An 11,987-nucleotide genomic window follows, 5' to 3' on the forward strand; every position below is an offset into this window, starting at 1 on the left:
GGAGGCATGAGTTTGAACGATCAAATGGACGCGCAGGAGTGGTGGCGCAACGCCGTCACCTACCAGATCTACCCCCGCAGCTTCGCCGACGGCAGCGGCGACGGCGTGGGCGACCTGCCCGGCGTCACGGCACGACTGCCCTACCTGCGCGACCTCGGCGTCGACGCGATCTGGCTGTCGCCCTTCTACACGTCACCGCAGCGCGACCACGGGTACGACGTGGCCGACTACCGCGACATCGACCCGCTGTTCGGCACGCTCGCCGACGCGGACGAGCTCGTCGAGCGCGCCCATGAGCACGGCCTCAAGCTGATCGTCGACCTGGTGCCCAACCACACCTCGGAGGAGCACGTCTGGTTCCAGGCGGCCCTCGCTGCCGGGCCCGGCAGCCCCGAGCGTGCGCGCTACCTCTTCCGCGACAGCGTCGACGACAACCCGCCCAACAACTGGAAGTCCGTCTTCGGCGGCCCCGCCTGGACCCAGGTGCCCGACGGCCAGTGGTACCTCCACCTCTTCGACTCCAGCCAGCCCGACCTCGACTGGCGCAACCCGGAGGTCGGCGACATGTTCGTCGACGTGCTCCGCTTCTGGCTCGACCGCGGGGTCGACGGCTTCCGCGTCGACGTCGCCCACGGCCTGTTCAAGGTGGAGTCCCTGCGCGACCAGGTGCGCGCCGCGGGCGAGGAGCCGGTCCGGGACGCGTCCGCCGGCGAGTCCATGGTCGAGCTCACCGAGGTCGACGAGCCGATGTGGGACCAGCCCGAGGTGCACGAGGTCTACCGCCGCTGGCACGAGGTGCTCGCGAAGTACGACGGCGACCGGATGATGGTGGCCGAGGCGTGGACCCAGACACCCGAGTCGATGGCGCGCTACGTCCGCCCCGACGAGTTCAGCCAGGCCTTCAACTTCGCCTGGCTGCTCGCGCCCTGGTCCGCGCAGGCCTTCTCCGACGTCATCACCGGCACCCTCGCGGCGGTCGCGCCCGTCGGCGCCTCGCCGACGTGGGTGCTGTCCAACCACGACGTGGTGCGCCACACCACGCGGTACGGCGGCGGCGCCGTCGGGCTGGCCCGCGCGAAGGCCGCCACGCTCACGATGCTCGCGCTGCCGGGGTCCGCCTACGTCTACCAGGGCGAGGAGCTCGGGCTCGAGCAGGTCGAGGTCGAGCCCGAGTTCCGCCAGGACCCGCTCTGGCTGCGCACCGGCGAGCCCGGCCGCGACGGCTGCCGGGTCCCGATCCCGTGGAGCGGCACCGCCCCGCCGTACGGCTTCGGTCCGGGCACCGGCCAGCCCTGGATCCCGCAGCCGGACGACTGGGCCGAGCTGACCGTCGAGGCGGAGACGGCCGATCCCGACTCCACGCTGTCCTTCTACCGGGCGGCGCTGGCGGCCCGGCGGACGTTCGCGACGACGGCCGGCGACGACATCGAGCTGCTCGACGCGGGCGACGACGTGCTCGCCTTCCGGCGCGGGCCGGTCACGGTCGTCCTCAACTGCGGCACCGAGCCGGTGGCACTGCCGTCCGGTGAGGTGCTGATGGCCAGCGGCCCGGTCGACGCCGAGCTGCCGGCCGACACCGCCGTCTGGCTGACCTGATCGGTCAGGCGTCGAGCGCCGCGTTGTAGCGGCCGAGCAGCCGCACGAACTCGGAGAGGTCGGCGTCCGGCCAGTCCCCCAGGCGGTCGTCGAGCCAGCGGCGGCGGTCGTCCTTGACCTCGGCGAGGCGGGCGCCCGCGTCGACGCTGGCCGACACGAGCGTGGCGCGGCCGTCGGCCGGGTCGGGCGTGCGGTCGACCAGGCCGAGGTCGACGAGGTGCTGGACCTGGCGACTGATCGCGCCCTTGTCGATGCCGAAGGCCTCCGCCATCGCGGACGACCGCTGCGGTCCGCGCTGGGCGAGCCAGGAGAGCATGAGGTACGACGAGGACTGCAGGTCCGGGTGCACGGCGCGGGCCCGCTCGCCGATGACCCGCCGGATCCGGCGGATCATCACGCCGACCTCCTCCTCGAGGCCGCCGAGCAGGTCGGCCCGGGCGGTCGTCGCCGTGCGCATCGCCGCGCTCATTTGCTCACGTTCGCATCGTGCAGCTCGGCCGCCACCTCGGGCGAGGCCACGGCCTCGGCGTCCAGGTTCGACGTGCGCAGCGGCACCTCGCGGATGAAGAGGACACACACGAGCGCGATCAGCGCGAACGGCGCCGCGATCATGAAGATGTTGCCGAACGACTCGCCGAACGCGTGCTCGACGATCCGCCGGGCCGGCCCCGAGAGCGTGCTCATGTCGGGCACCTCGTGGCTCTCGTGGTCGACGGACCCGCCGGTCGCGGACGCCACGTTGGCCGCGACCTGCGAGGCCAGCAGCGCGCCGAGCACCGAGACTCCGATCGAGCCGCCCATCGAGCGGAAGAACGCGACGACCGAGCTGGCGGATCCCATGTCGGCCATCTTGACGTTGTTCTGCACCGACAGCACGAGGTTCTGCATGGTCGCACCGAGGCCGATGCCGAGCATCGCCATGAAGGCCCCGATGGCCACCAGGCTGGTGGTCTCGTCGATGGTGCCGAGCAGGCCGAGGGCGACGACGACCAGGGCCATGCCGCCGACCAGCCAGCGCTTCCACAGACCGGTCGCACTGATGACCCGGCCGCTCACCACGCTGGAGATCGACAGGCCCCCGACCATCGCGATCGACATCAGGCCGGCCGCGGTCGGGCTCATGCCGCGCGCCGTCTGGAAGTACTGGCTCAGGTAGACGGTGGAGCCGAACATCGCGACCCCGATCATCACCGAGGCGGTCGTGGCCAGGGCGATGGTGCGGTCCTTGAAGAGGCGCAGCGGGATGATCGGCTCGACCGCGACCTGGGCCTCGACGTAGATCGCGGCCGCGATGACCGCGATCCCGGCGGCCACGAGGAGCGCGGTCGTGCCCGACGCCCAGGCGAACTGGTTGCCCGCGAGGCTCACCCAGACGAGCAGGATCGAGACGCCGGCCACGATGAGCGTGGCACCGAGGTAGTCGATGTGGACCTCACGCTTGACCACGGGCAGGTGCAGGGTCTTCTGGAGCAGGAAGAAGGCGACCACCGCGAACGGGAGGCCGACGAAGAAGCAGCCGCGCCAGCCGAGGGCCGAGTCGACGATGACGCCGCCGATGAGCGGCCCGCTGACGGTGGCGAGGGCGAAGACGGCGCCCAGGTAGCCGGAGTACCGGCCGCGCTCGCGCGGCGACACCATCGTCGCGATGACGACCTGGACCAGGGCGGTGAGGCCGCCGACCCCGAGGCCCTGCACCACGCGGGCGCCGATGAGGACCCCCATGCTCGGAGCGAGGGCCGCGATCAACGAGCCGATCGTGTAGATCACCAGGGCGAGCTGGACCAGCAGCTTCTTGCTGAAGAGGTCGGACAGCTTGCCCCAGATGGGGGTGGTGGCGGTCATCGCCAGCAGGGTGGCGACGACGACCCAGGTGTAGCCGGTCTGGCTGCCGTCGAGGTCGCTGACGATGCGGGGAAGCGCGTTCGTGACCACGGTGCTCGACAGCATCGCGACGAACATGGCCAGGAGCAGGCCGCTGAGGGCTTCGAGGATCTGGCGGTGGGTCATCTGACCGGCCTCACCCGAGGGCGGGGCAGCGACGGGGGCGGGTGACGCCTGGGACACGGAAGCTCGATTCACGATCGGTAAAAGGTTGTCGCGGACAACTATATTCCCGAACGGTTGACATCGGCAACCGATGAGACGCAGGACACCCCCCATCGGCGCAGGTGGAGCGGGTCAGTCGCGCTCGCGCCCCAGAGCGCGGGACAGCTCGGCGACGACGTCCTCACTGGGCGACGCGGCCTGCCGGTTGCTCTCCTCGAGCTGGGCGAGCAGCTCGGCCCGGTGCACCTTCAGCGAGCGGGGCGCGTCGATGCCGATCCGAACGACGTCACCGCGCACCTCGAGGACGGTGACGGTGATGTCGTCACCCAGCACGATGCTCTCACCGGCGCGACGACTGAGAACGAGCATGGAATCACGGTACGGGCTGGCGCCCGATCAGCCCAGCAGCGGGGCCGCGACGGGCAGGCCCGGCTCGTCGAGGACCACCTGCACCGCACGACGGGTCGCGGTGTTGACGAGCACCGGCGCGGCGAGGTTGGCGGTCGTGTCGGCGAGCGACTGTCCGGCGGTCAGGACGACCAGGACCAGCACGTCCTCGACGGAGCCGATCTCGAGGTCGGCGACGATCGCGTCGTCGACGACGGGTGCGTAGTCGGGGTAGAAGCGGTCCGGCGGCACCACGAGGAAGCGCAGCCCCGGCTGGTCGAGGGACGTCAGGCTGCAGAGCTCGCCGGCGTCGTCGAGCTGGACCAGCGCGAAGCGGGTCAGCTCGGGGAAGCCGGGCAGCGGCCGGACCAGCTCGATCACGGGGACGTCGGTCACGGGGTCTCCAGCGGGTCGGGTCGTCCGGGCCATCGTCGTACCGGGCGCGCCCATCATCGCAGGAAGTCCATCAGGCTCGGCTGCATGACGCGGGAGGTCGCGCCGAGGGCAGCCTGGTAGGCGACCTCCTGGAGCTTCAGGTCGACGGTGGCCCGCACGATGTCGGTGTTCTCGACCTCGGAGAGCGAGGACGTCAGGCCCAGCTGGGCGTCGCTCGCGGCGGTCCGGGCCTGCTCGATCCGCTTGGTCCGGGCACCGACGTCGGCCTGCACGTTGGTGATCCGCTTGCCGTCGGCCTCGATCGTGCTCACCGAGCCGATGATCGCGCTCGTGTCCCCGGCCCGGAGCGCCGTGGCGAGCGCCGTGAGGTGGTCGAAGACGGAGTCGCCGTCAGGCCCGAACGCCGTGGGCCCCTCGACGTCGACCCGGATCTTCGCGCCCTCGGCGACGATGCGACCCACGCCCCCGGTCGTCACGACCGTGGGCAGGTAGGTGACCGCCCCGGTGCCGGGGTCGACCGCGTAGGCCGCCGAGCCGGCGGTGATCCCGCCGAACACCGGCCGGTCGAGGTACGTCGAGTTCGCGGTCGACGCGAGCCCGGCCCGGATCTGGTCGACCTCGGTCGCCAGCGCCTCGCGCGCAGCCGGGCCGAGCGAGCCGGTGTTGGCGCCCTGGAGCGCGATGTCGTGGGCCCGGCGGACCTGGTCGGTGACGCTCGAGAGTGAGGAGTCGATCTGGTTGAGCCAGCCCAGCCCGTCGTCCGCGTTGCGGACGTACTGGCCCTGGTCGGCCAGCGACCCACGGATCCGCATCGCCGACGTCGCGCCGGTGGGGTCGTCCGAGGGCCGGTTGATGATGCGGCCGGTGGTGAGCTGCTCCTGCACCTTGGCCAGGCGGTTGAGGCCGGTCTGCATGCCCGTGAGGGCCTGGTTGCTCAACATCCCCTGGGTCATCCGCACGGTACCCATCAGCGCACTCCGGTCCTGTTGATGAGCGTGTCGAGCACCGAGTCGACGGTGGTCATCACCCGGGCGGCCGCCTCGTAGGCGCGCTGCGCGGCGAGCATGCTCACGGTCTCCTCGTCGAGCGAGACGCCGGCCAGCTGCTCGCGCGCCGAGTCGACCTGCGCGGTGAGGGCGGCCTGGTTGTCGACGAGGCCCTGGGCCCCGGCCACGGTGCTGCCGAAGCCGTTGACCAGCCGCTGGTAGCGGTCGTCGACGTTGGTGGCGTCCGCGAGCGGGCCGGCGTTGCCCCCGTCCCTGCTCGCGTCGGCGACCGAGGAGACCGCCACCTGCGCCGCCGTGACGGCGACGCCGAAGCTGTCGAGCTTCGCCAGCGGGTCGAGACCGGCGGTCGTGTCGAGGTCGAAGAAGGCGCCGCCCGGGGTGCCGGCCGCGTCGTACCCGGCCTGGTGCGCGGTGTTGACCCGGGACACGAGGCTGTCGACCACGTCGGCGAGCCCGGCGATGTAGGCCGGGAGGTCCACGTCGAGGAGTCGGGCGGTCGCTCCGAGGTCGCCGCCGAGCGACGCCGCCAGCGCGGTGGTCCCGCCGGTGGTGTCCGGGTCGAGGGTGAACGCGACGGTGCCGGAGGTGGCACTCCCGCCCGCGGCGATGCCGCCGGTGATGGTCAAGGCGGCGGCCTTCGACCCGGTGACGAGCGCAACCGGCGGATTCTCGGCGGCGAGGACGACGTCCATGCCGCCCTGCGCGTTCTCGGTGGCGGTCGCGCCGGTCATCTCGGAGAGCCGCAGGGCGAGGGCGTCGCGCTGGTCCATCAGGTTGCTGGTGTCACTGCCGCCGGCCCGGGCGGTCGCGATGGTGCGGTTCGCGGCCGCGAGCTGCGTCGAGAGGGAGTTGACCTCGTCGACGGCCGACAGGGCGTGGGACCGCTGGTCGGACGCCTCATCGGCGAGATGGTGGGCCTGGAGCTTGACGGCGTCCACCACGGTCTCGGCGGCGGACACGACCTGGCTGCGCGCCGCGGCGCTTCCGGGCGCGTTGCCGAGGTCGTGGAACGACTTGCGGAAGTCGGTGAGCGCGGCCGCGACGCCGGAGTCGCCGGGCTCGGCAAGGCCGGTCTCCACCCGCGCCAGAGCAGCCGCCCGCGCATCGAGGAAGGACTGGCGGCCGTGCTCACGTCGGACCCGGCTGTCGAGCAGCGCGTCGGTCATCCGGTCCAGCCGGCCGGCCTGCACCCCGTTGCTGCCGAGGCCGTCGGGCCGCGACCAGAGCACCGGCGTCGTCCCGGAGCCGAGCGTCTCGCCGACCACCCGCCGCCGGACGTAGCCGTCGGTGCCGACGTTCGCGACATTGGTGCTCGCGACGTCCAGGGCGGCCTGCTGGTAGCGCAGCGCCGTCAGTGCGGTGTTGATGGAGCCGAAGGAGCCGCTCATGTCACAGGCTCCGATCGAGGCCGGCCGTGCGGGTGGCGCCGACGGTCACCGCGCCGGCGGCCGAGTACGTCGTCGCCGGGGTGCCGAGGTCGAGCAGGGTCTCGTGGGCGGCTCGCAGACCGGCGGCGATCAGGCTCCGGGTCGTCGCAGCGGCGCGGACGATCTCCTCACTCAGGGCCGTGATGGTCTCGCGGTGCTCGGCGAGGATCGTGCTCCAGGGCTCGTCGGCGGCGGCCACGAGGGCACTCAGGCTGGGATTGGGATCCAGGCCCACGGCGGCCGCGGCCTCGTCGGCGGCGACGGCGCGGAGCAGCTCGATCTCGCGGATCTGGCGGGCCGCCTCCTCGACGTCACGCGACGCAGCGGGCAGCCACCGCGCGCGTCCGCTGGACATGACCAGCTCCTCCATCTCGAGTCGGTGGAGCAGGCCCTCCAGGAGCTCCCGCTCCCGCCACAGGACCCACGTCAGCTTCTCCACGATGCGTTGCTCCCCTCACGGTCGACGCCCGGTGTCGAACCGGTCTAGACCCGCTCTCAGTGGGGGTCCGCCCTTGCCAATCGGACGGCGTTCACGCTTGCTGAGGAGTTCGGGATCGCCGTCTCGAGCGCCCGTGTCGAGCGCGTGTGTCGAGCGCCACATGCATAAACCGCAAGGGTGCTTGCATATTTTTCTGATTTACCGGACAACTACCCACCGCCCGTGCACACTCTGCTCTCGTGACCCTGCACAACGACGTCCCGCCGGGCTCCGAGGCGTTGATCGTGAAGCACATGGCACTGGTTGGGCACATTGTCCGCGAAACCATGTCCCGAGTGCCGTCCCACGTGGACCGCGACGACCTCAGCTCCGCCGGACTGACAGCCCTCGTCCAATCCGCTCACGCGTACGAACCTTCTCGGGGAGTGCCGTTCAACCGTTACGCAGCAACCAGGATCCGCGGCGCCATCGTCGACGAGCTGCGCAGCATCGACTGGGCCTCGCGCTCGGTGCGTCGCCGCGCACGGGAGCTGGACGCCACCCGCGCCCGGCTCGCCACCCTGCTCGGCCGCCCGGCCAGCGCGGCGGAGATCGCCCAGGCCGTGGGCCTCAGCCTCGACGAGGTCGCCGCCAACGACGAGGACGTGGCACGCGCCCAGGTGCTCTCGCTGCATGCGTCCGAGGACGACGGGATCGAGCAGACGCTCGTCAGCTCCACGCCCGATCCCCAGGCCGCGCTCGAGCACCGCGAGCGCCTCACGTACCTGACCGAGGCGGTGGCCGAGCTGCCCGAACGACTGCGTCTGGTCGTCGAGCAGTACTTCCTGGCCGAACGGCCGATGGCTGAGATCGCCGCCACCCTCGGCGTCAGCGAGTCGCGGATCTCCCAGCTGCGCGCCGAAGCGCTCGTGCTCCTGCGTGATGCGCTCAACCACGAGCTCGATCCCGACCTGGTCTCCGCGCCCGCCCGGCCGAACGGGTGCGCCTCGAAGCGCCGCGAGGCCTACTTCGCGGCGGTGGCCGCCCGCCACGCTGCCGGCGTGCGCCGGTACGGCGCTCCCGACACCGAGGTCAACGCCTCCGCCTGACCCAGCGGGCCTGAACGACTCAGCCCGCCGGAGCGGTCTGCGCAGCAATTCCCCCAAGTTTTCTGCGCAGACCGCTCAGGCCGGTCCACTCCGCGCCGATCGATGCCGGTGACGGAACCCACGGACGGGTTCCAGACCTGACTCGAATCCAGGAGGGAATCACCATGAGTCTCCGCATCAACCAGAACATCGACGCCCTGAACTCGTACCGCAACCTGTCGGTCACCCAGGGCCAGATGAGCAAGTCGCTCGAGAAGCTCTCCAGCGGCTACCGCATCAACCGCGCCGCCGACGACGCTGCCGGTCTCGCGATCTCCGAGGGCCTGCGCTCGCAGGTCGGCGGCATCAAGGTCGCGGTCCGCAACGCCCAGGACGGCGTGTCGGTCGTGCAGACCGCTGAAGGCGCGCTCACGGAGACGCACTCGATCCTGCAGCGCATGCGCGACCTGTCCGTCCAGGCGTCGAACGACAGCAACGACACCAACTCGCGCAACGCGATCAAGTCCGAGAACGACGCCCTGGCGTCCGAGCTGGACCGGATCGCGAGCTCGACGACGTTCAACAACGTCAAGCTGCTCGACGGCAACTACACCAACAAGAACTTCCAGGTCGGCTACAGCACGGGCCCCACCGACTCCATCGCGGTGAGCATCACCCAGACCGGCTCTGCGGCGGCGTACAACACCTTCGCCAACGGCGCGGCGTCGACCACGGCCGCCACCGCGACGTTCACCATCGGCGCGGTCACCGCGACGACGGGCACCCTGGTGGCCAGCACGGACGCCAACAACATCGCCGGTCAGCTCAACAACGACTCGGCGTTCAACGACAAGTTCACGGCCTCCGTGGACGACAAGGGCGGCCTGGTCATCGCGGCCAAGGACGCCGCCGTGGCGGGCTCCATCGCGATCACCGGCACGGGTCTGGGCGGCGCCAACACCGCCACCGCCCAGGCCGCCGGCAGCAGCGGCTTCTCGGCCGGCAACCTCGGCGTCAGCGGCCTGCTGCTCGACACCGCGACCAACGCCAAGGCGTCGACCGACAAGCTGGACACCGCCATCAAGTCGGTCTCCACCGCCCGAGCGAACCTCGGTGCGATGCAGAACCGGTTCGAGCACACCATCAACAACCTGAACGTGACCCAGGAGAACCTCTCGGCCTCCGAGAGCCGCATCCGGGACACCGACATGGCGTCGGAGATGATGAGCTTCACCCGCTCTCAGATCCTGTCGCAGGCCGGCACCGCCATGCTCGCCCAGGCGAACCAGGCCCCGCAGGGCGTTCTCTCGCTCCTGCGCTGACCTCGCCGGTGGGTCGGCCGGAGGCTGACCCACCGACGAAACCCGTCCCCGGGAGAGTGCCCGACCACTCTCCCGGGGCCTCCGGGGTCGTTCGGCCCCGGTCCGTGAACCGACCGGAGGATCCCGTGGCCACCAGCAGCGTCAGCGGTCTCGTCAGCGGTCTCGACACCGCGTCGATCATCGACCAGCTCATGCGGCTGGAGGCCGTCCCCCAAGATCGCCTCCGGACCCAGCAGGACGCCGAGAAGTCGGTGCTCACCGCGCTGCGGGCGCTGAACACCGACAGCGCCCTGCTCGCCGGCAAGGCCACCACCCTGGCCAAGGCCAGCACGTGGCAGACCCTCAAGGGGACCGTGACGGGCTCCGGCGTGACCGTCGCCGTCGGCTCCACCGCGTCCGCCACCAGCTTCTCGGTCACCGTCGACAAGGTGGCCGCCACCCACCAGGTGGCCTTCACCGACCCGGCGGCCCTCACCGACGTCGTCACCACCGGCTCCGGGGTGAAGCTCACCTCGCACGACGGCACCGTGCACACCATCAGCACCGGCGGGGGCACCCTCGCGGAGGTGGTCAGCGCCATCAACGCGTCCACCGCGGACACCGGCGTCACCGCGATCGCGGTCAAGGTGGCCGACGGGAGCTACCGCCTCCTCACCGAGTCGGCCGCCACCGGCGCGGACTCGTCGTTCACGCTGACGCGCGCGGACGGCACCGACCTGCTCGGCGGCACCGCGGTGCGACCCGGATCCGACGCGCAGGTCAGCCTGGGGCTCGGGATCACCGCGACCTCCTCGACCAACACGTTCACCGACCTCGTCCCGGGGGTCTCGGTGACGCTCGCCACGGGCGCCACGGTGGGCTCCACCGCGACCGTCAAGGTCGCCCAGGACCCGTCCGCGGTCAAGGCCTCGGTCGGCGCGCTCGTCGACCAGCTGAACTCGCTGCTGAGCTCGATCGACACCCAGACCGCCGCGAAGACCGCGACCGCCGCCGCCGGGGTGCTGGCCGGCGACTCGACCGCGCGAAGCCTGCGCAGTGAGCTGCTCAACACGGTCTTCGGGTCGACCACCCCGACGTCGATGGCGTCGCTCGGGATCCAGACCGACCGCTACGGCAAGCTCGTCTTCGACGCCGAGAAGTTCGCGACCGCCTACGCCGCGGACCCCGCCGGCGTGGCCGCGAAGTTCACATCCGGCGCCACCCCCGCCGAGCACGGCTGGGCGGCCCGGCTGGCCGCCGTCGCCACCGGCGCCAGCGACCCCACGACCGGCACGATCGCGTCGGCGATCACCGGGCGCACCTCCACGATCGATCGGCTGACCAAGAGCATCGAGGACTGGGACGGCCGGCTGGAGCTGCGGCGCACCTCGCTGCAACGGACCTACACGTCGCTCGAGACCGCGCTCTCGAGCCTGCAGAGCCAGGGGACCTGGCTGGCGAGCCAGATCGCCTCGTTGCCCTCGTACTCATCGTGACCACGGAAGGAAACCGATGATGAACCCCCGCGACACCTACCTGGCCGCCACGGTCTCGACCGCGACGCCCTCTCAGCTCCTCGTGATGCTGTACGACCGGCTCACGCTCGACCTGCAGCGTGCGTCCGACGCCCTCCGCGACGGCCGGCCGAGCGCTGCCCACGAGCCGCTGCTGCACGCACAGGAGATCGTGCTCGAGCTGAACGCCAGCCTCAAGGTCGACGCGTGGGAGGGCGCCGCGAACCTCGCGTCGCTGTACGACTACCTGCACAGCGAGCTGGTGAAGGCCAACCTCGCCAAGGACCCGACCATCACCGACTTCTGCCTCCACGTCGTCAGCAACCTGCGCGACACCTGGCGCGACGCCGCGGGGTCGCTCCTGGCCGCGTCGGCATGAGTGCCCCGACGGGGCACGACGTCGCCGCCCGGCGGCACCTGCACTGGGAGAACGCGCTGGACCGGCTCGAGCTCGAGGTCGATCTCGCCGAGCGGCTCCTGGCCGATCCCACCGGCGAGCCAGTGCCCGACCACGAGCCGTGGGACGAGCCCCAGTTCGAGGGTCCGATCCCGGCCGGCCTCGCCGAGCGCGCGAACGCGATCCGCGGCCGACAGCGGGCGGTGGAGGCCGAGCTGGTCGCCGCGCTGAGCGCGACCCGGCGCCAGCACCGGTTCGCGGACCGGGTCGACCGGGCGACCGGACGACGACTCGACCACGCGGTGTACGTCGACCTCGAGGCCTGACCCGAAGTCGTCCGCGTTTCCCTCAGGTCGACCGGCTCGTCGCCGAAGGACACTGCGAGCACATGGACGGCTCGCCCCCCGCCG

General features: G+C 71.4%; 13 protein-coding genes. 6 read left to right on the forward strand and 7 right to left on the reverse strand.

What is annotated here, in order from left to right; all coding sequences use genetic code 11:
* The first annotated feature begins 6 nt into the window (after positions 1-6).
* Positions 7-1,596, forward strand: a complete 1,590-nt coding sequence (locus PD653B2_RS17175; RefSeq protein ID WP_085873616.1) for a glycoside hydrolase family 13 protein — start codon at positions 7-9, stop codon at positions 1,594-1,596.
* A 4-nt stretch (positions 1,597-1,600) separates the two neighbouring features.
* Here the strand turns inward: PD653B2_RS17175 and PD653B2_RS17180 are convergent, their stop codons facing one another.
* The 7 genes from PD653B2_RS17180 to flgN all read right to left on the reverse strand — a co-directional run bounded on the left by PD653B2_RS17180 (position 1,601) and on the right by flgN (position 7,298).
* Positions 1,601-2,065 carry a MarR family winged helix-turn-helix transcriptional regulator gene (locus PD653B2_RS17180; RefSeq protein WP_242665328.1) on the reverse strand — a complete coding sequence of 155 codons (465 nt, stop codon included), beginning with the start codon at positions 2,063-2,065 and terminating at the stop codon, positions 1,601-1,603.
* Complete coding sequence (locus tag PD653B2_RS17185) at positions 2,062-3,603, reverse strand: MDR family MFS transporter (protein WP_085873679.1); 1,542 nt, start codon at positions 3,601-3,603, stop codon at positions 2,062-2,064. The genes PD653B2_RS17180 and PD653B2_RS17185 overlap by 4 nt, the downstream gene beginning before the upstream one ends.
* 171 nt (positions 3,604-3,774) lie before the next feature.
* A complete protein-coding gene (gene csrA, locus PD653B2_RS17190; protein ID WP_085873617.1) occupies positions 3,775-4,011 on the reverse strand; it encodes a carbon storage regulator CsrA in 237 nt (78 codons plus the stop codon).
* A gap of 27 nt (positions 4,012-4,038) precedes the next feature.
* Positions 4,039-4,425, reverse strand: a complete 387-nt coding sequence (gene fliW / locus PD653B2_RS17195; protein WP_242665329.1) for a flagellar assembly protein FliW — start codon at positions 4,423-4,425, stop codon at positions 4,039-4,041.
* Positions 4,426-4,478: 53 nt separating this feature from the next.
* Entirely contained in the window at positions 4,479-5,378 is a 900-nt protein-coding gene (gene flgL, locus PD653B2_RS17200) for a flagellar hook-associated protein FlgL (RefSeq protein WP_165763518.1), read from the reverse strand.
* A 14-nt stretch (positions 5,379-5,392) separates the two neighbouring features.
* On the reverse strand, positions 5,393-6,820 hold the full coding sequence (gene flgK, locus PD653B2_RS17205; protein ID WP_085873619.1) for a flagellar hook-associated protein FlgK: 1,428 nt from the start codon (positions 6,818-6,820) through the stop codon (positions 5,393-5,395).
* A 1-nt stretch (position 6,821) separates the two neighbouring features.
* A complete protein-coding gene (flgN, locus tag PD653B2_RS17210; protein ID WP_242665330.1) occupies positions 6,822-7,298 on the reverse strand; it encodes a flagellar export chaperone FlgN in 477 nt (158 codons plus the stop codon).
* Between the two features lie 284 nt (positions 7,299-7,582).
* Here flgN and PD653B2_RS17215 point away from each other — a divergent pair, with 284 nt between their 5' ends.
* From PD653B2_RS17215 to PD653B2_RS17235, 5 genes are all read left to right on the forward strand, one after another.
* A complete protein-coding gene (locus PD653B2_RS17215) occupies positions 7,583-8,386 on the forward strand; it encodes a sigma-70 family RNA polymerase sigma factor (RefSeq protein WP_278247511.1) in 804 nt (267 codons plus the stop codon).
* Between the two features lie 164 nt (positions 8,387-8,550).
* Positions 8,551-9,687, forward strand: coding sequence for a flagellin (locus tag PD653B2_RS25920; RefSeq protein WP_085873621.1), 1,137 nt, complete (start codon positions 8,551-8,553; stop codon positions 9,685-9,687).
* Between the two features lie 125 nt (positions 9,688-9,812).
* On the forward strand, positions 9,813-11,162 hold the full coding sequence (gene fliD, locus PD653B2_RS17225) for a flagellar filament capping protein FliD (protein WP_085873622.1): 1,350 nt from the start codon (positions 9,813-9,815) through the stop codon (positions 11,160-11,162).
* A 16-nt stretch (positions 11,163-11,178) separates the two neighbouring features.
* Entirely contained in the window at positions 11,179-11,559 is a 381-nt protein-coding gene (fliS, locus tag PD653B2_RS17230) for a flagellar export chaperone FliS (RefSeq protein ID WP_085873623.1), read from the forward strand.
* The gene (locus PD653B2_RS17235; protein WP_085873624.1) at positions 11,556-11,903 is read left to right on the forward strand and encodes a hypothetical protein; all 348 of its coding nucleotides are present in this window, start codon (positions 11,556-11,558) and stop codon (positions 11,901-11,903) included. Before fliS ends, PD653B2_RS17235 begins: the two co-directional genes overlap by 4 nt.
* Positions 11,904-11,987 lie beyond the last annotated feature (84 nt).

This window comes from Nocardioides sp. PD653-B2, assembly GCF_002117935.1.
Taxonomy (GTDB): Bacteria; Actinomycetota; Actinomycetes; order Propionibacteriales; family Nocardioidaceae; genus Nocardioides.